Source organism: Fictibacillus marinisediminis (assembly GCF_023149135.1).
Taxonomy (GTDB): Bacteria; Bacillota; Bacilli; order Bacillales; family Fictibacillaceae; genus Fictibacillus_C; species Fictibacillus_C marinisediminis.
Genome location: NZ_JAIWJX010000002.1, coordinates 1,766,690 through 1,786,938, shown reverse-complemented (window position 1 = coordinate 1,786,938; position 20,249 = coordinate 1,766,690). Strand labels below are relative to the sequence as shown.

The window sequence follows — 20,249 nt, the reverse complement described above, 5'->3', positions numbered from 1 at the left end:
TATACTTCGACTCGGATAGACATATTCCTATAATATTCCTATGTTTTGGCAAACTTTAGTATAAGGCTGAAATTTAACAAATTTGTGAATTTTCTTTGAACAATCTTATTTAACTATAAAAAAAGCACTTCACCCCAAAAGGTGAAATGCTTTTTTGTCTTTCCATTTAGCCAGTTCAATCAATAAATCCCCAATGGATTTATTGATGCTATCTATTTAGCTAACTCGATCAATAAATCACCCGGTGAAATGGCTTCGCTGTTGGATGCGTAGATTTCTTTAACGATTCCATCATAAGGCGCCTGCACGGTTGTTTCCATTTTCATGGCCTCTGTAATCATCAGATGATCACCTTTTTTAACCTTTTCACCCTTCTCTACCAAACCTTCACTACGGTGCCAGGCATACTTGCACCGATATGGCCTGGATCGGACGGATCTATTTTTCTCTTGGCAGCGACAGCCGATTTGATGCTTTCATCTTTAACGACAACTTCCCTCGGCTGGCCATTCAACTCAAAGTAAACGACTCTTGTTCCATCCATTTGCGGTTCTCCGATGGACACAAGTTTAACAATAAGGGTTTTCCCTTGTTCAATTTCGATCTCGATCTCCTCTCCAAGCCTCATGCCATAAAAGAAAGTCGGTGTATCGAGGACTGAAATATCCCCGAATTGCTGAAACATTCTTTCGCGGTCCAATAATACCTTTGGATAAAGAGCGTAGGATATCGCATCAAAACTAGTTACTTGACGATTGAGTTTATGGAAGAGCGTTTCTTTAATCTCCATAAAGTCAGCGGCCTCCAGCAATTCTCCAGGACGCGTCGTTATATGCTCTCTTCCCTTTAAGATCAGCTGCTGAAGTTCTTTTGGGAACCCTTGGTATGGCTGGCCGATATAACCCTGGAAAAACTCAACGACAGAATCAGGGAAGTCCAGTTTTTCACCTTTTTCATATACATCGTCTTCTGTAAGATCATTCTGAACCATGAACAGCGCCATATCTCCCACCACTTTTGAAGAAGGAGTTACTTTAACTACATCACCGAACATATCGTTCACGCGGCGGTACATCCGCTTAACATGGTCCCACTTTTCTTCAAGGCCAACCGCTTTTGCCTGTTGTTTAAGATTGCTGAACTGGCCGCCAGGCATCTCATGCTCATAGACTTCTGGATCAGGAGCGTTCATCCCGCTTTCGAAGCCTTGATAGTACTTGCGGACATCTTCCCAATAGGAACTTAGCTCTTGAAGATTGCTGATATCAGCATCCGGCTGCCGTTCATTTCCTGCAAGGGCATAGTACAACGAGTTGGCAGAAGGCTGCGAAGTTCCCCCAGCCATAGAACTGACCGCCACGTCTACTATGTCTACCCCGGCATCAATCGCTTTTGAGTAGGTGAATATTCCGTTACCGCTTGTATCATGAGTATGCAGGTGAATAGGAAGGCTTACGTTTTCTTTTAAACGTGAAACAAGTTCATATGCAGCCTGCGGTTTAAGCAATCCGGCCATATCCTTGATTGCGAGAATATGAGCACCTGAAGCTTCTAATTCCTTTGCCATCTTTATGTAGTACTCTGCATTGTACTTTGTCCTCGAGGAATCAAGAATATCGCCTGTATAACATAGAGCAGCCTCGGCAATTTTCCCGTTCTTCCTTACAGAGTCAATGGCGACAGTCATTCCCTCTACCCAGTTCAGGCTGTCAAAGATTCGGAAAACATCAATTCCTGCAGCGGATGATTTTTCCACAAACTCCTCAACGACATTATCAGGATAGTTTTTATAGCCAACCGCATTAGAAGCACGCAGCAGCATCTGAAACAGGACGTTTGGAACTTTTTCTCGAAGCTTTAAGAGCCGCTCCCATGGGTCCTCATTAAGGAATCGGTAAGCCACATCGAAGGTAGCTCCTCCCCACATCTCCAAAGAAAACATGGAAGGCCATAGTTTGGCTGTCGGTTCTGCCGCATGCAGCAGGTCGTTTGTCCTTACTCGAGTAGCTAAGAGCGATTGATGTCCATCCCTGAAGGTCGTATCTGTCAGAAGAACTTTTTTCTGTTCTTTTATCCAGTTAACGAGTCCGTCGGCACCATGCTGATCAAGGATTTGTTTTGTTCCGTCTGCAGGCTGATCTATATGTTGTAAATTCGGAAGACGCGGATTTGTAAATGCCGGTTTCTTCATTTTTTCAATGCCGGGAAACCCATTAACTGTCGTTGAACCGATGTAAGTCAGCATCTTGGTACCCCGGTCCTTCTTCTTAGGGAACAAGAATAACTCACTTGATGTGTCAATAAAAGAAGTATTATAGTTTCCGGATATAAACGATTTATGTTTCACAACATTTTCAAGAAATTCGATGTTCGTTTTTATACCGCGGATCCGGAACTCTTTAAGATTCCTGAGCATTTTCGCAGCTGCTTGATCAAAGGTTAGAGCCCATGTTGACAGCTTAACGAGCAATGAATCGTAATGAGGCGTAATAACAGCTCCCTGAAAGCCGTTTCCAGCATCCAAACGTACTCCGAAGCCTCCTCCAGAACGGTAAACATTGATCTTACCAGTATCCGGCATAAAATTGTTCGCGGGATCTTCTGTTGTTACCCGGCATTGAATCGCATAGCCGTGGCATGCAATATCCTCTTGCTGTGGAATTCCAATTACATCACCGTGAAGCATATTGCCTTGAGCGATCAGGATCTGCGTCTGAACGATATCCACACCTGTTACCATTTCGGTAATGGTATGTTCCACCTGCACACGGGGATTCACTTCAATGAAATAAAAACGGCCGTCCTCCGTAACCAAGAACTCCACCGTTCCTGCATTTAAATAGTGGATATGCGTCATCAGCTGAACGGCGGCATCACATATTTCCTGCCGAAGTTCCTTACTTAGGGCAACACTCGGTGCAACTTCAACTACTTTTTGATGCCTTCTTTGAACAGAACAGTCCCTTTCAAACAAATGCACAATGTTGCCTTCTAAGTCCGCTAGAATCTGAACTTCAATATGCTTTGGCTTCTCAACAAATTTTTCAACGTAAACCTGATCTTCTCCAAACGCAGCTTTGGCTTCGGATTTTGCTCTTTCATATCCTTCCGCAAGCGAATTTTCACTTCGTATGATCCGCATGCCTCTTCCGCCGCCGCCTAAAGAGGCCTTTATAATGATTGGATAGCCATGTTCTCCTGCAAATTCTCTCACTTCATCAATGCTGTTTACGGGCCCGTCAGATCCCGGTATGACTGGAAGCCCGGCACTGACCGCTACTTCCCTTGCTTTTACTTTATCGCCGAACATAATGAGGTGTTCTTGTTTCGGTCCGATAAACGTAATCTTTTCTTCTGCGCAGCGCTTTGCAAAATGGATATTTTCTGATAAGAATCCATAACCGGGGTGAATGGCATCTATCCCGTTTCTTTTTGCAATGGCGATAATACCTTCAATGTCCAAATAAGCATCAATCGGTTTTTTTCCTTCTCCAACCAAATAGGCTTCATCTGCTTTGTATCGATGATAGGATCCTGAATCTTCCTTGGAGTAAATCGCTACCGTACGAATTCCCAGCTCTGTACATGCACGAAAAATGCGGATGGCAATCTCTCCGCGGTTGGCAACTAATATTTTTCTGATTTGCTGTTGTGACATCGGTATCTCTCCCTCTAATAATTCCTGGAATTACACTGCGTGAAGATTTGCTTTTGCAGGTGCTTGTTCCGGCTTTTGATGCTTTCTTTTATAATTAACATGGCAGGAAATATTAACTAAAATCCCCATGGAAATTAACAACAAGACTAGAGATGAACCACCATACGATATAAAAGGCAAAGGTACGCCTGTAATCGGAAGCAGACCAATGGCTGCCCCAAGATTTACTGAAGACTGGATTCCGACCATACCAGATATACCAAAGGCAAGCAGGCTTCCATAAGTATCCCTGCTTCTAAGGCCGGTTATAAAGCCTTTAATAACAACAAATCCAATCAAGCCGACTATAAGTGCGACTCCCCAGAATCCTAGCTCTTCCGCTATAACGGCAATAATGAAATCTGTATGAGGTTCCGGAAGAAAGCCATATTTCTGAATACTCTGGCCCAGTCCATTGCCGGTGATCCCTCCAGAACCGATGGCCAAGTAGGAATTGACGAGCTGAAAACCGTCCCCTTGCGGATCTTTAAACGGTTCATAAGCCGCGGTAAAACGCGACTTCTGCTCATGTGTCAAAACCTGGGAACCAAGTCCGATGATCATTAGTGCAGATACAATCAAAATCAGTTTATGTCCTGGTTTCATACCTGAGCTCAGGATAATGATGCCGGTAGTCGCAGCAATAATCAAACCGGTCCCCAAATCCGGCTGTTTCATGATCAGAATAAACATCACGGCAAATACACTCAACGGAGGTGCGCTGGCCGCAAAATTTTCAAGCTTGTCCTGCTTTTTTGAAAAGATCGCAGCAAGGTAAATCGTCAGTCCAAGCTTCACAAATTCTGCCGGCTGAAACCCGATAGGTCCTATGTAAATCCAGCTCTGTGCGTTGTTTGTCGTTTTTCCGATAAACAGAACCGCTATGAGCAGGAGGATAGAGCCGAAAACAATCGGTACGATGAGTTTTTTATAGAACTGATAGGGAATAATCATCGCAACCAAAAAACAGACAAGCCCGGCTCCCAAAAAAACAAGCTGGCGGATAAAAAAGTAATTGCTGGAATAGCCGAAGCGGTTAATTGAAACAATGATGCTCGCGCTGTAAACCATCACGAGACCAAGACCGCATAAAACCAAAATTGCAATCACCAGTGAATAATCATAGTGCCGAAACATTTTTTTTAACATTATCTTACATCCTTTATGTAGTCTTTTCCTTAACAATGATTCGTATATAAAACTTCCTTTCCCTCTGTATGATAAAGTTAAAAATATTTTAACACAACTTTGTAAAATGCTCCTGTAATAAAAAAGCTGTTTACGCTGTTTTCACAATCTTCGTTGTTCTTGATAGTGGTTGATTTCCGTTTTAGGTTGCTCGCTTTCGCGTGAGGTGAGCCTTAGCGGCGCAAGCGCCTACCTCCTCTGCGCAGGCGCCTGCGGGGACCTGTCCCGCATATCCCGCAGGACAAGGAAGACTTCGGCAGCGTTATATCGCACGAAGAAAATGTGAAATTCATTTTCGAGGAGTCGCGCACCTTGCACTCCAATCAACTTGGCAATGAAGATTCTTTACAAAACTGTTCCCAAAGCAACAATCTTTTAGAAGAAAGCCAAATAAAAAAACCCAAACCATTTTGCCAACGGTTTGAGTTATCTATTATTTCCGCAGAGAAGCTTCATGCAGTGCGGAAAGCTGACGTTCAAGTGATTCCAGCAAGCCTTTGCCATCTTCCTCATCAACGAGGTTAAGCCTTACTGCAAAATCAATCTCCCGGGAGAGTCCAAACATTTGTGTATCAAGCACTTCCTCATAGAGGGGACATTGCGGCATCGTCAGGTTTTCCATCTGCACCTCGATTAACTTCAGTATCTTTGCAGCATCCGCCTGTAATAGTTCAAATGCCTTTTCTCGATGTCCTGTTGCCATCTCAGGTGACAATATAATCCCTCCGTTCTACTCTGGCTTTCTACTCTTTAATATAGCGCTTGACTGCCAAAAAATCAACATATTACAGTATTAACTCTATTCATGATAGAATGAATATGAATGAAACAATAACTATACGTCAATTAGGAGCATGGTAATATGGATTTTGTTTTAGAATTAAAGGGAAAAGTTAAGTATATTCTGACCATCGATCCGGGTGTATTTATATTCGATGACAGAAAGTTTGATCTGACCACATATTTTGATGAAAAAGAGAATGTTGAGAGTGAAGAAGAAAAGTATTTAAAAGCAATATCTTCCCATTGGGATAAAGAAATTATTGAAGGTTCTGCTCCTCCAGAGAAAAAACCAGCGTCTAGGAAGACACTGAAAGAGAAAATTGCAACGGGTACATTCGGCATTGGCTTTGCACACCTCATAAAGAACGCTGAACCGGATAAAACGGCCTCTCTTATTGAAATCCATACAGCAGACGGAATGGAAGAAATCACATTGGAAGAAGGCCTCCAATCTGTATTGGGCTTCTCTTTAAATGGAAAGCCTTTAAAAGAAGACGGTCCCGTCCATTTCTATTACGGTGATGGAAGAAATAAAGAAAATCCGTTAAAAAACATTAGAGGATTCATTATCAAATAAACCTGCCGCGGCAGGTTTATTTTTTTGCGAGCATCCTCTAAAGAAGATCTGCCGCGAGCTGAGCCAGGCTCGAGCGCTCCCCTTTTTCAAGTTTTACATGCCCACTGATGCTCTGGTCTTTGAATTTTTCAACAACATATGTGAGCCCATTCGTAAATTCATCGAGATAAGGATGATCAATCTGTTTCGGATCACCCAGGAGAATTACCTTGCTTCCTTCCCCTACCCTCGTTAATATCGTCTTCACTTCATGTTTTGTAAGGTTTTGTGCTTCATCAATAATAATGAACTGGTCAGGCAGGCTTCTACCCCTGATATAAGTAAGCGCCTCTACATGAATAGATCCTATTCCCGCAAGGATTTTTTCAAGTTCTCCCTGCTTTTTAGCATTAAATAAATATTCAAGGTTATCATAGATCGGCTGCATCCACGGCTTTAATTTTTCGTCTTTTTCACCTGGAAGATAACCGATGTCTTTTCCTACCGGTACAATTGGTCTTGCAATAAAGAGTTTAATGTATTTTTTCAAGTCCTCGGTCTGCAGAAGGCCTGCTGCCAATGTTAAAAGGGTTTTGCCGGTCCCTGCTTTTCCAATCAAGGTCACGAGGTGAACATCCTTGCGCAAGAGCAATTCGATCGCCATTTTTTGCTGGACATTCCTTGGCTTAATTCCCCAGATCGAATCCCCTTCAAATAGAAGCGGCTTTAGTTTTTTCCCGTTATCTTCTACCCTCGCGAGTGCAGAAACAGAACTCCGGTACATGTCTTTCATAATGATAAACTGGTGGGGGTAGAAAGAGTGGTTGGCAATCTCCAATACAGGAAGCTCCTGCTTCTCATAAAATTTTTCCAGAAGTTCGCTGTTTACGTATATTTCCTTGTAGCCTAAATAGGTTTGTTCGTCGCGATCCACTACCCTGTCACTCAGGAAATCTTCTGCTTGGATGCCAAGTGCATCTGCTTTGACTCTGACGAGTACATCCTTACTGACCAAAATTACCTCCTTGGCGTTCTCTTTTCCTTTTTCCTCATTTAATAAATTTAAAGAAACAGCCAAGATCCTGTTGTCATTGGTTGGCTCAGCAAATGTTTCCTGAAGCCGCTGGAAGGACCGATGATTGAGTTCAACCCTCAATATCCCCCCATTTTCCAAGGGAACATGTTCATGGAGTTTCCCTTTCGCCCTAAGTTTATCAATTAGCCTTGATACTTCCCGTGCGTTTCTTCCGATCTCATCCATGTACCTTTTTTTTGAATCCACTTCCTCGAGCACGATTGCAGGAATAACGACCTCATGATTGCCAAATGAGAATATTGAATATGGATCCTGTAAAAGAACATTGGTATCAAGGACATATATTTTATTCAATCCTACACAGCCTCCTGACTATTGATTTTCTATGGTTTTGGCGGTGTTAATGAATGATGATTGCATGTCTATTTCCAGCTGTATAAGAAAAGCAGCCGGGACGGACTATAGTTAAATGTATGAACTGTTGAATAAAGATAGAAGAAAACACAGAAAATAACGGAAAAGATCATGCTCGAAAGGATGAAAGTATTGAAAACATTAAGGATTATAGCCGTTATGAGTTCACTATTGCTGCTTTTTGCATGCAACAGCAACAAAAGTGCAGAACAAACGGATAAAACCACACCTCGATTAACCAAGGTTAACCAGACAGCCAATAACGGGCAAAAGCAAGGGCCAAGGAACTCACAACAAGTTTCTCGGCATCTGGTTGGACTGATTACCGGCATACCGGGTGTAGAAGACGCTACAGCGGTTGTACTAGGACGTTATGCAGTTGTGGGAATTGATGTCGATTCTAAACTGGACGCATCAAGGACAGGAACAATCAAGTATTCTGTGGCAGAGGCATTAAAAAAAGACCCCTATGGAGCCAATGCGGTAGTAACTGCCGATCCTGATACCGTTCAGCGTCTAAGAGAAATGGGAAAACAGATCAGACAAGGTCATCCTGTAGGCGGAATCATCAGAGAGCTTTCTGCCATCGTTGGAAGGTTGATGCCGCAAGTTCCAAACAATATGGATTCACGCAAACCTTCACCGACAGAAACCAACAACAGCCAGCTTTCAGATAACGAGAAAAGAAACCTGAAAAACCAACAGCAAAAACAAGAAAAAGCCACAAAAAATCAGCAGCAAAAATTAAAAGAAACACATTAACCCATCTTTTCCCCGCTGGACAAGCGGGGTTTTTATATGGAGATTTGTTATTTATTAGTGTTTATAGAGGCTTCTTTGATATAATGGCTATAACACCAAAAAGACAGAGGTGATTGGTATGCGAGTAAAATGTGTGTTATGTGACACCATTCAATCCATTGAAGATCAATCCTCTTTGGCTAAACGGCTGCGAAACCGGCCGATCCACACGTACATGTGCGAAAAGTGCCAGGAGAGGATCACTGATAAAACAAACAAAAGAATTGCAACAGGAAATTTTTTGTTATACCGTTCTCCTGCAAAAGAAAATGAATGGTAAACTGATGGCTGCCGGGTTTTTGGGCCGGCATATTATCCGGCTGTCTTCTGGGTATTTTTCTGAAGGCAGCTGAATCCCTGACTGGAAAACGGGTCTACACGCTCCTGATTAACATCGATTTTGCTCCTTCGCTTCTCTCTTTTATGCAGACTGAACTTTCTCAGTTTCTTCTGCATCTCCTTGTATCATGTTTAATCGGGCTTGCTGCCCAGTTCCTTCTGCAGCATATTAGAATGAATGTCTATCTTTTATCGCTCACGCTTAGCGCCTCGTCTGCCTTTTTATACTTTCCATTAACCATCCTCTCATTGCAGCCAACGCCTGCGATTACTGACTTTTATGCTCTTTTTCTCTGGTTTGCAGGACACCTGCTGTATGGATGTCTCTTGGGCTTTCTCATAAAAAGAGCCATGAACAAGTAGTGTTCATGGCTCAATACAAAATAGGTCTAATTATACTTGGGCTCTGCTTCAATCGATTCCCAAAGCGCATCAATATAGTCGCAAGGAAATTTTTTATGATGCTGTGAATCCCCAATTCTGTAATCCACTTCATAACAGCCGTTGCTGATACGCACAGCAATGTGTTCTAACCCATGGTCATCCCGCAGAATTTCATCGAAAAAAAGCAGTGTATCTGCTGCAGCTTGATCATCAGTTCTTTCTTCTGCCACCTTTTTTATACTTAGCCAATTGTAAAGCGCATCCTGTAAGGTCATAGAGGCTCTCCTTAAAGGTGTTCGGCTTTATTTTTTTTGCTCTGGTGCAGCCTGATCTTGTAAATAATCAATACTGCGGCAGCACACAAAAGACCCTCTGCAACCGGCAGGCCAATTCCGAAAAAGGTCAGCGGAAAACAGCCCAATATCAAAAGAATATAAATGACTGCAGATTTAAGAAGTGGAAGCTTTTTAGCAAAGCCCAGCTGATAGACAAGAATCGTTAATACTGTAATGACAAGATACAATAGAAAGAAACCTGCAACAGGATGTTCGTTTATTCCTAAAAGAAGAGCGATGGGTGAAGAATCCTCACCCGTCGCAGACATAACTTTTTTATCATCCACCGCTCACACCACCAGACGCAATCTTAGTTTTGCTTGGCTACTTTACTTTTCTTAGTTGCGCGTTCACGTTCATTTTTATCAAGAATCTTTTTGCGGAGACGAATGCTCTCCGGAGTAACTTCACAATACTCATCTTCATTCAAATATTCAAGTGATTCTTCAAGAGACATCACACGAGGTTTTTTCATGCTTACGGTTTGATCCTTATTTGCTGAACGCATGTTTGTCATCTGCTTCACTTTTGTGATATTAACCGTAATATCATTTTCTCGGGTATGTTCCCCGACGATCATTCCTTCATAAACCTCAGTACCCGGTTCCACGAAGATCGTTCCGCGGTCTTCCACGTTGATGATTCCGTATTGGCTCGCCTTACCGTGTTCCATTGATACTAGAACTCCTTGACGGCGTCCTCCCACCTGGCCTTGATGCATCGGCTGATAGCTGTCAAACGTATGATTTAAGATACCATAACCGCGTGTTTGAGTTAAGAATTCTGTTGAATATCCAATTAATCCACGGGCTGGTACCATGAATTCAAGTCTAACTTGACCTGAACCATTGTTGATCATGTTCAGCATTTCGCCTTTTCGTGCTCCGAGAGATTCCATAACGGCTCCAGTATACTCTTCTGGTACATCAATTTGAACACGCTCTACAGGTTCAGAACGAACTCCGTCAACCATTCGAACGATAACTTCAGGTTTTGATACTTGAAGCTCGTACCCTTCTCTTCTCATGTTTTCAATAAGAATGGAAAGATGAAGCTCTCCGCGTCCCGAAACGATCCAAGCGTCTGGAGATTCTGTGTTATCAACTCGAAGGGAAACATCAGTCTCCAATTGAGAGCGAAGACGTTCTTCAATTTTTCTTGAAGTAACATATTTGCCTTCACGGCCTGCGAACGGTGAATTATTCACAAGGAACGTCATTTTCAATGTAGGCTCATCGATTCTTAGAATCGGTAATGCTTCTTCCTGGCCTTCAGGACAGACTGTTTCGCCGACATTGATCTCTTCCATTCCTGATACAGCTACAAGGTCACCAGCTTTTGCTTCCTGAATTTCCACTCTTTTAAGTCCAAGGAAACCAAAAATCTTTGTAACGCGGAATTTTTTAACAGAGCCGTCAAGTTTCATTAGAGAAACCGCCTGCCCTACCTCCATCGTTCCTCGGAAAATACGGCCGATACCGATACGACCGAGGTAATCGTTGTAATCCAAAAGAGAAACTTGGAATTGAAGCGGCTCACCACTGTTGTCAACCGGTGAAGGAATATTTTCAATGATGGAGTCGAATAAAGCTTTCATGTTATCATCCTGCTGATGCGGATCTGTGCTTGCAGTCCCTTTAATAGCAGAAGCGAATACGACTGGGAATTCAAGCTGGTCTTCATCTGCACCAAGCTCGATAAACAAATCGATAACTTCATCCACCACTTCTTCAGGGCGGGCAAAGTCACGGTCAATTTTATTTACAACAACGATTGGAGTCAGTTTTTGCTCAAGCGCTTTTTTCAAAACGAATCGAGTTTGCGGCATACATCCTTCATAAGCGTCTACGACTAAAAGGACACCATCAACCATTTTCATGATTCGTTCTACCTCGCCGCCAAAATCGGCATGTCCAGGAGTGTCCATGATGTTGATGCGGGTACCTTCATAATTGATCGCCGTATTCTTTGCTAAGATTGTGATTCCGCGTTCTTTTTCCAAATCATTGGAGTCCATTGCACGTTCATTGACATGTTCATTTGAACGGAAAGTTCCTGATTGGTGAAGCATTTGGTCCACGAGCGTTGTTTTCCCGTGGTCAACGTGCGCGATAATCGCGATGTTTTTTATATCTTGTCTCAAGTTCAAAATAATCTCTCCTTAAAAATCCTATCTTTTATTTATTAAATTTCCAGAACCAACCTGGATATTTATTTCTCTATTGGAATTCAACTTTTCTATTATACCACAAAGAACTACAATCTTTTTCTTTTTGAAAAATTAGTTACACTATAGTTATCGTTTGTATGATTGGAGGCCCTTATGAAAATTGAAAATATGATTTTTTTGATCATTGCCGTATTAACAACGTTCAGCATTGCTTTGATCGGAGTGGCGATCGGCCAACATAGCTGGCTGATCGGTATCATTGCGATCATTGCTGTATTTTTACTTATGGGATTAGGTTTTACACTAAAAAAAAGATTCAGGGAAAGAAATCAGTCATAGTCTGAAAGGAATTTAACAAATTTTATATATTCTTTTCCTTTTTCATCATTTTCTAATCCCGCCTGTTCAAAGCCATTATGATTCAGGAAGCGGATCCAGGATGTATTTTCCGCAGGACAGGCTGAGAACAATACAGGGCTATTCTTTATCACCATTGAGGAAATCTCCTCTATGATTTTTTTGGCAAATCCTTGTTTTCTTTTTTCAGGATGGATGACAATGGTGCCAAGCCATGGTTTTTGATTTGAAGGAGCAGCGTATACAAGATACGCTGCTCCAATTTTTTGCCCTTCCCCACTCCAGATCAGCCATTCTCCGCCTGTTTCATCATAACGATGCAAATAAGACCGCAAATGCTCATCGTTTTCTTCGCCTGTCAAGCCTTCTTCTTTCATCCAAGTGTGTGAATGGGGGATTATTTCTTTAAAAAAATCGAAATCTTCATCCCTTATTTTTCTATTCTCCATCTTGTGGTGTTCCCGTATGGATGGTATCCAAAATTTCTTGATGCAAACCAGGTTTCGCAGCAAAAATACTCGTTTTGCTCAAAACCTTCACTTTGCTGCCGTCCATCGTAGAAATGATTCCACCAGCTTCCTGAATCAAAATATATCCTGCTGCAAAATCCCAAGGTGAAAGCCTCATCGTCATATAGGCATCCAGCCTTCCGCAAGCGACATAGGCCAGTTCGATGGCTGCTGTACCATAAGATCTTGTTCCGCGCGATTTTCTGACAAGCGGAAGAAGCAGATGATGATCTATCTTCCGGTTAGGTGTAATCCAGGTGGCGTTTAACCCGATAACCGCTTTGTCCAATGTCACTTCACTGAGCAGAGGAAGTTTTTCTTCATTTAAATACAGCCCGTTCCCTTTAATGCAATGAAACAATTCGTTGCGGACGACGTCATAAATAAACGCCGCTTTACCTTCGCCATTATGAAAAATCCCCACTGAAATGGCAAAGTTATTCTGCTGATGGACAAAATTAGTTGTTCCATCGATCGGATCAATAATCCAGACGGTTCCGTCTAGATCCTTCACCTCATCGCCATAGCCTTCCTCCCCCAATATTTCATGGTCCGGGTATTCTTTTTTAATTTTATCGATAAAGAACTTTTCTATGGCTTTGTCCATATCCGTCACTAAATCGGCATAATGTGATTTATATGTAATGTTCAGCTCATTAGAAAATGAACGCTTAATAACTTCTCCGGCTTCATACACCCAGTTTTTGGCCGTTTGGTATAGATCTTCAAGTTTTGTATTGTCCATTATCATCAGCTCCAGTTTCGTTCAATGTTTTATTATATGTTACCACTAGTAAGGCTTAACATAACCATACCATGCACTTTTGTCAGACGGAATTTTATTGTTCACCCAAAAAAAACGACCCTGCAATAGATCAGGTTCGTTTTTTTACCCTGTGTCAGTTATCATCATGCTTCCAGTCTCACTAGTTCCTGGCGAAGTTTTTCCAGCTTCCGCTTGGATTCGTTGATCTGTTTCGTATTTTTATTTTGCAATGCTTCGAATAGTGTCGCTAATTCATAATCGATCTCAAGTTTCAGTACCGGTATTCTTCGCTCGGCGTCCGTTCTTTTCAGTGTTTGAATGACTTGTTTCATACATCCCACATCCTTTCTATCTTTTGTAAGAATACTAAATATTCTGATTTTTGATATTGTCTTCTATCATATGATTGACTTTAGCTTAATGCAACCTTAATCTCTTTTTTTAAAAAAATTATATAAAAGTAGCATATATTGCGGATTTTCTTTTACAGTACCCCTTGTGGTAAACTACTAACCACAGTGCACAAAACAGTTCTAGCAGGAGGAAAAGAAATGAGCTTTACAGGATTTAAAGAGAGCGATTTTAAGGTGTTTGCTATTGAGGGACTTGAGGCGAGAATGGAGAAACTGATTGAGCGGGTGCGGCCAAAGCTTGAAGCATTAGGCAGCCATTTCGCAGCAGAACTTTCTTCTTTAACAGGAGAGGAAATGTTTTTTCATGTGGCAAAACATGCCCGAAGAACAGTTAATCCCCCAAATGATACATGGGTGGCATTCTCGAGCAGCAAGAGAGGATACAAAAAACTTCCGCATTTTCAAATCGGACTGTTTGAGACCCACGTATTTATCTGGTTTGCTGTTATATATGAATCCCCAGTAAAAAAAGAGTATGCCGCTTCGCTTAAAAAAGAATTAAATACGATCACTGCCTCCATTCCGGATGACTTCGTTTGGTCACAGGATCATATGAAGCCGGATGCTGTGCAGCATCGTGATATGAAGAACGGTAACCTTTCAGGCTTTGTGCGTACTTTGGCAGAAGTGAAAAAAGCCGAACTGCTATGCGGGATTCATATACCTAGGGATGAGGCGGTTCAGTTGCACGGAAAGGACTTTATCGAAAAAGCAGATAGCGTCTTCCGAACCCTGATGCCCCTTTACGAGTTAAAAAAACAGGTGTATTCCGAGTAACATATGATTTGGCAGGAAGGGGAGAGAATGTCTCCTCTTCTTACGATTAGTATATTGTTGAGAGGAAAAAGTGTTTGGGTAAAACGTTCATTAATTTTATTTAATCGCTGCTCCCCATCTCTCTTTAATATGGCCTGCTTCAGAAAGTATCCTGGAAAAGAGATCTTCAACTGAAGGAACATCTTGAATTCTCCCCATGATTTGGCCAGCCCATCCAAAACCTTCGTTTGAGTTTCCATCATAGATGTATTCCTTGTTCCGTTTTCCGCTGATAAGATCTTTTATCTCTTCGTAACCCGCAGCTTTTTCTTCTTCTTGCAAAATAAGGTCTGTCCAGCTGTTGCTGATCGCTCTGGCTGGTGCACCAAGCTTCCGTTTAATGACTACTGTCCCTGTCTCCGTTCCATGAACGAGTGCTTCCTTATATACAGGATGCGCGTGCTCACATTCCCTTGTCGCGATGAATCTGGTCCCCATTTCCACACCTTCAGCACCAAGGGCCAGGGCGGCCATCAAGCCTCTGCCATCTCCTATGCCTCCTGAAGCAATTACCGGTATGGAAACCGCATCAGCTACCTGAGGAATGAGCACCATCGTACTGACATCATCTTTTCCAATATGTCCCCCTCCTTCCTGGCCAACGACCATGACGGCATCGGCACCTAGCTGTTCTGCTTTAGCCGCCTGTCTTGTGGATGCAACGAGAACAAGTTTCTTTACCTCAATTCCCTTTAAAAGATCGAATATGCCTGACGGGTTTCCGCCTGTCATACTGATCACAGGCACTTTTTCTTCCACTGCAGCTTCAACCATATGTTCAAAGGGCCTTCCATGCTGTCCAATTGCAAAATTTACTCCAAAAGGGCTGGAAGTCATTTCTTTCGTTTTTTTAATTTCCTCTTTTAATGATTCTGGAGAATCCAGTGACATAGCCGTAATTTGTCCTAGGCCGCCTGCTTCTGAAACCGCAGCTGCAAGCCTCGAGTATGCAAGATAGGCCAGCCCTCCCTGAATGATGGGATAACGGATTCCCAACAACTCCGTCACTTTTGTTTTCATTTCCATGCTTCTCCCCCAACCTTTCTTTTTTTATTTCTTTGCATACAAAATCGTTAGAATCTGATATACTTCTTTTGTTTTACTATGTATTTTCATGAGGATAAGATTATTTTTATTATAGATGAGGTGTCAAAATTGTCACAACACGAAACCCCTTTATTTACTGGTCTAAAAGAACATGCTAAACGAAACCCGTATCAATTTCATATTCCCGGACATAAAAAAGGCTACGGAATGGACCCGGAATTCCGGGATTTTATCGGCGAGAATGCCCTGTCCATCGATTTAATTAATATTGCTCCGCTTGATGATCTTCACCAGCCAAAGGGAATGATTAAACAGGCTCAGGACTTAGCGGCTCAAGCTTTTGGAGCTGACCATACATTCTTCTCTGTTCAAGGAACAAGCGGTGCCATCATGACGATGATCATGTCGGTCGTATCTCCTGGAGATAAAATTATCGTACCGCGCAACGTCCATAAATCCATTATGACAGCGATTGTTTTTTCTGGTGCCACACCTGTTTTCATTCATCCGGAAATTGACAGAGAGCTAGGGATCTCCCATGGTATAACCCCTCAAAGCGTTAAGAGAGCGTTGGAGCAGAATCCTGATGCTAAAGGGGTGCTTGTCATTAATCCGACCTATTATGGAGTGTCAGCCAATCTTAGTGAAATTGTTGAAATCGCACATGGCTACCGTGTACCCGTTCTTGTCGACGAAGCTCATGGTGTCCTTATTCACTTTCATGATAAGATGCCGCTCTCCGCGATGCAGGCAGGAGCGGATATGGCTGCGACTTCCGTCCACAAATTAGGCGGATCACTTACAGGGAGCTCTATCCTTAACATAAAAGAAGGTCTTGTTTCAGCCAAAAGGGTTCAAACGATCCTGAGTATGCTCACGACCACGTCAACGTCTTATATTTTGCTCGCCTCCCTTGATACAGCAAGAAAACGTTTGGCTACTGAAGGATACAGCATCATTGAAAAAACCATCAAACTGGCCAATGAGGCACGAGAAAAGATTAATAAAATACCTCGCCTTTATTGTGTCGGCGAGGAAATATTGGGAAAAGAAGCGACGTACGATCTGGATCCGACAAAACTGCTTATTTCCGTAAAAGAACTTGGCATAACGGGATACGACGCGGAGGTATGGCTTCGAGAGGAACATAATATTGAAGTTGAACTATCCGATCTTTATAACATTCTTTGCTTGATCACAACCGCGGATCATGAGAAGAATATCATGGTTTTAGTTCATGCACTCGAAGAGATGTCACGACACTTTGAGAATTCAGACGAAAAAGCTGCACAGGCAATGCCAGTCCACGTTCCCGATATTCCTGTGCTTGCATTATCACCCCGTGATGCATTTTACGCAGATACCGAGAGTGTTCCCTTTGAGGAATCAGCAGGCAGAATCATTGCCGAATTTATCATGGTTTATCCCCCGGGAATTCCAATTTTCATTCCTGGTGAAATCATTACACAGGATAACCTGAACTATATTAAGGAAACCATTGAGGCAGGCCTGCCTGTTCAGGGTCCAGAGGATCCTGAATTAGGAATGCTAAAAGTGATAAAAGAACACATCGCGATTCGATAGAAATAAAAAAATCCCGGATGATATCCGGGATTTTTTTATTTTATTTATTTTCGTTCGTATGATTTGCGCAGTTTGGACATTTATTTGCGTAAAGCTTTGTTACCTTTTCGTCTTCAAAATGTTCAATCGTGCTATCACATGTCTGGCAAATGATTTCTCCCATCTAAAACATCTCCTTTTCATGTAAGCGCTTTTATTCTTACCTTTATAATATTATGTCACATTTAATTTGTCAACCCTGATTAGCATAACACATTCAATTATTTATGATGTTTAATCATATTGCTCAGATGCAAGTATAGACGGAAGAGACTCTTCAAAGAAAAGGGAAAGATCTTTCGCTTCCTTTAATGAGTGTATACGAAACACCTTCTGCAGGTACTCATGATTCTGAAGATCATTTGCATCGAGCAGGGCCGACCGCCCAGTCTGCATACAGACAACCAAGGGCTTACCGAAGAACATGTTCGTATGGATAATACCAAAGTCATACCGAACCTCTTCTGTTGTAAAACCAACAAAACGCACGTTGACATTTTCATGTTCATCATAAAGCTTTTCGAATACTTCCACAGAAACCCCTCCCTAACCATAATTTTTGAAGCGGGCCGCTATGTTTGCAGTATATAACAACTATATTCGCTGAGATGTGTTTTATAACAAACTTAATTTATATCTTTTTCCCCAGTGTTTCCTTAGTTAAACCAATTAACGTAATATTGTCATACTATTTAAAATAATGGTAAAGTAGTAGGTAAGGTATACTGGCCTCATCCGTTGTTAAATCGGGGGAAAGCGGGGTATTAAATTGCAGCAGCACGCTTATATCAAACTCGTACCGTCATCGAAACAGCAGTCTATTACAAGTGAAGAAGTGAAGAATCTTTTTCGTTATTACAAAGAGATTACCTCTAAGACAGGCACCCAGCTTGGATGGGAATATGGTCAATCGGCATTTCCTTATTCAATGGAAGAAAAAAGCGAAGGCAAGGACCGATGGTTTTATTTAAAAGGTACTGACAGGCAGCAATTTAAGTATATTATGATTGGATTGGACATTGAGGAAAAAGATGAAACAAATACCTCCTATATCCAGGTCACTCTGCCAGAAGGGTATACACATGGAGACAAAGGAAAAGCAAATGAATTCTGTAAGTTCCTGGCGAAACAACTAGAGGGAGAGCTGCATTTATTTAATGGCAGAATAATGTATTACTATAAGAAAAAATAAAAAAGCAGCAACTTTGGATGCCTGAACCAGATGACAGGCATCTTTTTTTTGCATTAATCATCAAGAGAGAGAAAACGTCCCAACAAGCAGCATGGTCCATTTAACCAGCAAAAATAAAGACGTTGACAATATCGTACTTTTAATGGCTACCGTTCTTTTTTGAAACAACGTATGAGAGAACAGGTAAGACAGGTATAAAAACATTAGAAACAAAATAATTTCAAAAAACGTTCGATCATGTCTGGATAATTCGATCACTGTAAAATACCCGGCCCACAAAACACAATGTATTGGACTGATTAAAAGAAACCCTTTCATCGTACACCCCTCCTCTCTTACACTATGCTGGATATTAAAGGAACAAAACCTCAAAAAAGGCCTTCCCAAAGGGAAGGCCTGATAGAATACAATTATTTTACAATGTGGATTGGAGATCCAAGCGCTACTTCAGCAGCTTCCATGGAGATCTCTCCGAATGTTGGGTGGGCATGAATCGTCATAGCAATATCTTCTGCTGTCATTCCAGCTTCGATAGCCAATCCAAGCTCAGCAATCATGTCAGACGCGTTTCCGCCCGCAATTTGAGCACCGAGAAGCAATCCGTCTTCTTTTCTAGTGATCAGCTTCATGAAGCCATCAGTTTCATTCATAGACAGCGCACGGCCGTTTGCAGCGAATGGGAACTTGGACGCTTTTACGTCAAATCCAGCTTCCTTCGCGCTCTTTTCATCATATCCAACAGTAGCTAGTTCAGGATCGGTAAATACAACCGCTGGTATAGCTAGGTAGTCTATCTCAGAAGGATGTCCGCTGATCGCTTCAGCTGCAATTTTACCTTCATAAGAAGCTTTATGGGCAAGAGCTGGCCCTTCAACGATGTCACCAATCGCGTAAATGCCTTTTACGTTGGTTTGAGCTTGCTTATCGATCTTGATTAATCCGCGCTCAGTCATTTCAATCCCGACTTGCTCAAGTCCAAGCTCTTCAGTGTTTGGACGGCGTCCAACAGTAACCAGTACATAATCTGCATCAAACGTTTTTGTTTCACCTTTGATTTCAGCAGTTACGGTAACTCCGTCTTTTGTTTCTTCCACGCCTTTAGCGAGAGCTTCTGTAAGGATTTCTACATTGCCTTTTTTCTTCAAGCGTTTAGAAACCACTTGGCTCATCTGCTTTTCAAAGCCCGGAAGGATCTGCTTGCTTCCTTCCAATACTGTAATTTCAGTACCGAAGTTAGCAAAAGCTGTTCCAAGCTCCATTCCGATGTAGCCTCCGCCGATTACGACCATTTTCTTTGGTACTTCTTGCAAAGCAAGAGCACCTGTAGAAGAAATGACACGGTCACTCCATTTGAATCCAGGAATTTCGATCGGACGGGAACCTGTTGCAATGATACAATTTTTGAACGTGTACGTTTGAGAATTCTTTTCATCCATGATACGTACTGTATTTTCGTTAACGAAGTAGGCTTCACCGCGAATAATTTCCGCTTTGTTTCCTTTAAGCAGGCCTTGAACTCCAGATGTTAATTTATTAACGATACCGGATTTCCATTCTTGAACCTTTGAGAAGTCAACAGTAACGTTCTCTGCTTTAATTCCCATATCGTCAGAATGCTTCGCATGTTCAACGCGATGGCCGGCATTGATCAGTGCTTTAGAAGGAATACATCCTACGTTTAAGCATACACCGCCCATTTCGCCTTTTTCTGCTACAGCAACCTTTTGGCCAAGCTGTGCTGCACGGATGGCAGCCACATATCCCCCTGGGCCAGATCCTATAACAAGTGTGTCTAATTCAATCGGAAAATCACCTACAACCAT

21 protein-coding genes and 1 pseudogene are annotated in these 20,249 nt (G+C 42.1%); 7 read left to right on the top strand and 15 right to left on the bottom strand.

Going from position 1 to position 20,249, the window contains the following annotated elements:
• Positions 1-212: 212 nt before the first annotated feature.
• The 3 genes and pseudogenes from pyc to LCY76_RS09685 all read right to left on the bottom strand — a co-directional run bounded on the left by pyc (position 213) and on the right by LCY76_RS09685 (position 5,588).
• Positions 213-3,658: pseudogene (pyc, locus tag LCY76_RS09695) on the bottom strand (pyruvate carboxylase).
• A gap of 30 nt (positions 3,659-3,688) precedes the next feature.
• Positions 3,689-4,846: a putative lipid II flippase FtsW gene (gene ftsW, locus LCY76_RS09690; protein WP_248252476.1), complete on the bottom strand. Its 1,158-nt coding sequence runs from the start codon at positions 4,844-4,846 to the stop codon at positions 3,689-3,691.
• 472 nt (positions 4,847-5,318) lie between these two features.
• Positions 5,319-5,588 (bottom strand): Fpa/YlaN family protein, encoded by a 270-nt coding sequence (locus LCY76_RS09685; RefSeq protein ID WP_419714988.1) that lies wholly within the window; start codon positions 5,586-5,588, stop codon positions 5,319-5,321.
• Between the two features lie 159 nt (positions 5,589-5,747).
• Between LCY76_RS09685 and LCY76_RS09680 the strand changes: the two genes are divergently transcribed.
• Positions 5,748-6,245 carry a peptidyl-prolyl cis-trans isomerase gene (locus tag LCY76_RS09680; RefSeq protein ID WP_248252474.1) on the top strand — a complete coding sequence of 166 codons (498 nt, stop codon included), beginning with the start codon at positions 5,748-5,750 and terminating at the stop codon, positions 6,243-6,245.
• 37 nt (positions 6,246-6,282) lie between these two features.
• Here LCY76_RS09680 and LCY76_RS09675 read toward each other — a convergent pair whose 3' ends face one another.
• Positions 6,283-7,614 (bottom strand): PhoH family protein, encoded by a 1,332-nt coding sequence (locus LCY76_RS09675; protein WP_248252473.1) that lies wholly within the window; start codon positions 7,612-7,614, stop codon positions 6,283-6,285.
• Between the two features lie 219 nt (positions 7,615-7,833).
• Between LCY76_RS09675 and LCY76_RS09670 the strand changes: the two genes are divergently transcribed.
• Together LCY76_RS09670 and LCY76_RS09665 are read left to right on the top strand one after the other, a co-directional pair.
• Positions 7,834-8,436 (top strand): YhcN/YlaJ family sporulation lipoprotein, encoded by a 603-nt coding sequence (locus tag LCY76_RS09670; RefSeq protein WP_248252472.1) that lies wholly within the window; start codon positions 7,834-7,836, stop codon positions 8,434-8,436.
• Between the two features lie 118 nt (positions 8,437-8,554).
• Positions 8,555-8,755, top strand: a complete 201-nt coding sequence (locus tag LCY76_RS09665; RefSeq protein ID WP_082315925.1) for a YlaI family protein — start codon at positions 8,555-8,557, stop codon at positions 8,753-8,755.
• 448 nt (positions 8,756-9,203) lie between these two features.
• On the opposite strand, the gene LCY76_RS09660 is transcribed toward LCY76_RS09665, so the two are convergent.
• From LCY76_RS09660 to typA, 3 genes are read right to left on the bottom strand one after another with little or no spacing between them, the layout of a single operon-like run.
• Positions 9,204-9,473, bottom strand: coding sequence for a hypothetical protein (locus LCY76_RS09660; RefSeq protein WP_053354629.1), 270 nt, complete (start codon positions 9,471-9,473; stop codon positions 9,204-9,206).
• Between the two features lie 11 nt (positions 9,474-9,484).
• Entirely contained in the window at positions 9,485-9,802 is a 318-nt protein-coding gene (locus LCY76_RS09655; RefSeq protein WP_062232523.1) for a YlaH-like family protein, read from the bottom strand.
• Between the two features lie 41 nt (positions 9,803-9,843).
• Positions 9,844-11,685: a translational GTPase TypA gene (typA, locus tag LCY76_RS09650; RefSeq protein WP_248254642.1), complete on the bottom strand. Its 1,842-nt coding sequence runs from the start codon at positions 11,683-11,685 to the stop codon at positions 9,844-9,846.
• 171 nt (positions 11,686-11,856) lie between these two features.
• On the opposite strand from typA, the gene LCY76_RS09645 reads away from it, so the two are divergent.
• Entirely contained in the window at positions 11,857-12,042 is a 186-nt protein-coding gene (locus tag LCY76_RS09645) for a DUF5325 family protein (RefSeq protein WP_053354631.1), read from the top strand.
• On the opposite strand, the gene LCY76_RS09640 is transcribed toward LCY76_RS09645, so the two are convergent.
• The 3 genes from LCY76_RS09640 to LCY76_RS09630 all read right to left on the bottom strand — a co-directional run bounded on the left by LCY76_RS09640 (position 12,033) and on the right by LCY76_RS09630 (position 13,667).
• A complete protein-coding gene (locus LCY76_RS09640; RefSeq protein ID WP_248252471.1) occupies positions 12,033-12,509 on the bottom strand; it encodes a GNAT family N-acetyltransferase in 477 nt (158 codons plus the stop codon). The genes LCY76_RS09645 and LCY76_RS09640 overlap by 10 nt on opposite strands.
• On the bottom strand, positions 12,499-13,314 hold the full coding sequence (locus LCY76_RS09635; RefSeq protein WP_248252470.1) for an inositol monophosphatase family protein: 816 nt from the start codon (positions 13,312-13,314) through the stop codon (positions 12,499-12,501). The genes LCY76_RS09640 and LCY76_RS09635 overlap by 11 nt, the downstream gene beginning before the upstream one ends.
• A gap of 164 nt (positions 13,315-13,478) precedes the next feature.
• Positions 13,479-13,667, bottom strand: coding sequence for a hypothetical protein (locus tag LCY76_RS09630; RefSeq protein ID WP_053354634.1), 189 nt, complete (start codon positions 13,665-13,667; stop codon positions 13,479-13,481).
• Positions 13,668-13,886: 219 nt separating this feature from the next.
• Here LCY76_RS09630 and LCY76_RS09625 point away from each other — a divergent pair, with 219 nt between their 5' ends.
• Positions 13,887-14,525, top strand: coding sequence for a YktB family protein (locus LCY76_RS09625; RefSeq protein ID WP_248252469.1), 639 nt, complete (start codon positions 13,887-13,889; stop codon positions 14,523-14,525).
• 96 nt (positions 14,526-14,621) lie between these two features.
• On the opposite strand, the gene LCY76_RS09620 is transcribed toward LCY76_RS09625, so the two are convergent.
• Positions 14,622-15,590 carry an NAD(P)H-dependent flavin oxidoreductase gene (locus tag LCY76_RS09620; protein WP_248252468.1) on the bottom strand — a complete coding sequence of 323 codons (969 nt, stop codon included), beginning with the start codon at positions 15,588-15,590 and terminating at the stop codon, positions 14,622-14,624.
• Between the two features lie 129 nt (positions 15,591-15,719).
• On the opposite strand from LCY76_RS09620, the gene LCY76_RS09615 reads away from it, so the two are divergent.
• Positions 15,720-17,195 (top strand): aminotransferase class I/II-fold pyridoxal phosphate-dependent enzyme, encoded by a 1,476-nt coding sequence (locus LCY76_RS09615; protein ID WP_248252467.1) that lies wholly within the window; start codon positions 15,720-15,722, stop codon positions 17,193-17,195.
• Positions 17,196-17,235: 40 nt separating this feature from the next.
• Here LCY76_RS09615 and LCY76_RS09610 read toward each other — a convergent pair whose 3' ends face one another.
• Both LCY76_RS09610 and LCY76_RS09605 read right to left on the bottom strand, forming a co-directional pair.
• Positions 17,236-17,358: a GapA-binding peptide SR1P gene (locus tag LCY76_RS09610; RefSeq protein ID WP_248252466.1), complete on the bottom strand. Its 123-nt coding sequence runs from the start codon at positions 17,356-17,358 to the stop codon at positions 17,236-17,238.
• 110 nt (positions 17,359-17,468) lie between these two features.
• The gene (locus LCY76_RS09605) at positions 17,469-17,768 is read right to left on the bottom strand and encodes a DUF3055 domain-containing protein (protein ID WP_053354645.1); all 300 of its coding nucleotides are present in this window, start codon (positions 17,766-17,768) and stop codon (positions 17,469-17,471) included.
• A gap of 235 nt (positions 17,769-18,003) precedes the next feature.
• Between LCY76_RS09605 and LCY76_RS09600 the strand changes: the two genes are divergently transcribed.
• Positions 18,004-18,426, top strand: a complete 423-nt coding sequence (locus LCY76_RS09600) for a DUF1885 family protein (protein WP_248252465.1) — start codon at positions 18,004-18,006, stop codon at positions 18,424-18,426.
• Between the two features lie 60 nt (positions 18,427-18,486).
• Here LCY76_RS09600 and LCY76_RS09595 read toward each other — a convergent pair whose 3' ends face one another.
• Both LCY76_RS09595 and lpdA read right to left on the bottom strand, forming a co-directional pair.
• Entirely contained in the window at positions 18,487-18,744 is a 258-nt protein-coding gene (locus tag LCY76_RS09595; RefSeq protein ID WP_248252464.1) for a hypothetical protein, read from the bottom strand.
• A 92-nt stretch (positions 18,745-18,836) separates the two neighbouring features.
• A complete protein-coding gene (gene lpdA, locus LCY76_RS09590) occupies positions 18,837-20,249 on the bottom strand; it encodes a dihydrolipoyl dehydrogenase (RefSeq protein WP_248252463.1) in 1,413 nt (470 codons plus the stop codon).

Excerpts from the sequence above, each read along its gene's own strand:
- ftsW (WP_248252476.1), bottom strand. The coding sequence starts at position 4,846 with ATGTTAAAAAAAATGTTTCGGCACTATGATTATTCACTGGTGATTGCA.
- LCY76_RS09685 (WP_419714988.1), bottom strand. The coding sequence starts at position 5,588 with ATGGCAACAGGACATCGAGAAAAGGCATTTGAACTATTACAGGCGGAT.
- LCY76_RS09680 (WP_248252474.1), top strand. The coding sequence starts at position 5,748 with ATGGATTTTGTTTTAGAATTAAAGGGAAAAGTTAAGTATATTCTGACC.
- LCY76_RS09670 (WP_248252472.1), top strand. The coding sequence starts at position 7,834 with ATGAGTTCACTATTGCTGCTTTTTGCATGCAACAGCAACAAAAGTGCA.
- LCY76_RS09665 (WP_082315925.1), top strand. The coding sequence starts at position 8,555 with ATGCGAGTAAAATGTGTGTTATGTGACACCATTCAATCCATTGAAGAT.
- LCY76_RS09660 (WP_053354629.1), bottom strand. The coding sequence starts at position 9,473 with ATGACCTTACAGGATGCGCTTTACAATTGGCTAAGTATAAAAAAGGTG.
- LCY76_RS09655 (WP_062232523.1), bottom strand. The coding sequence starts at position 9,802 with ATGTCTGCGACGGGTGAGGATTCTTCACCCATCGCTCTTCTTTTAGGA.
- LCY76_RS09645 (WP_053354631.1), top strand. The coding sequence starts at position 11,857 with ATGAAAATTGAAAATATGATTTTTTTGATCATTGCCGTATTAACAACG.
- LCY76_RS09640 (WP_248252471.1), bottom strand. The coding sequence starts at position 12,509 with ATGGAGAATAGAAAAATAAGGGATGAAGATTTCGATTTTTTTAAAGAA.
- LCY76_RS09635 (WP_248252470.1), bottom strand. The coding sequence starts at position 13,314 with ATGGACAATACAAAACTTGAAGATCTATACCAAACGGCCAAAAACTGG.
- LCY76_RS09630 (WP_053354634.1), bottom strand. The coding sequence starts at position 13,667 with ATGAAACAAGTCATTCAAACACTGAAAAGAACGGACGCCGAGCGAAGA.
- LCY76_RS09625 (WP_248252469.1), top strand. The coding sequence starts at position 13,887 with ATGAGCTTTACAGGATTTAAAGAGAGCGATTTTAAGGTGTTTGCTATT.
- LCY76_RS09620 (WP_248252468.1), bottom strand. The coding sequence starts at position 15,590 with ATGGAAATGAAAACAAAAGTGACGGAGTTGTTGGGAATCCGTTATCCC.
- LCY76_RS09610 (WP_248252466.1), bottom strand. The coding sequence starts at position 17,358 with ATGGGAGAAATCATTTGCCAGACATGTGATAGCACGATTGAACATTTT.
- LCY76_RS09595 (WP_248252464.1), bottom strand. The coding sequence starts at position 18,744 with ATGAAAGGGTTTCTTTTAATCAGTCCAATACATTGTGTTTTGTGGGCC.
- lpdA (WP_248252463.1), bottom strand. The coding sequence starts at position 20,249 with ATGGTTGTAGGTGATTTTCCGATTGAATTAGACACACTTGTTATAGGA.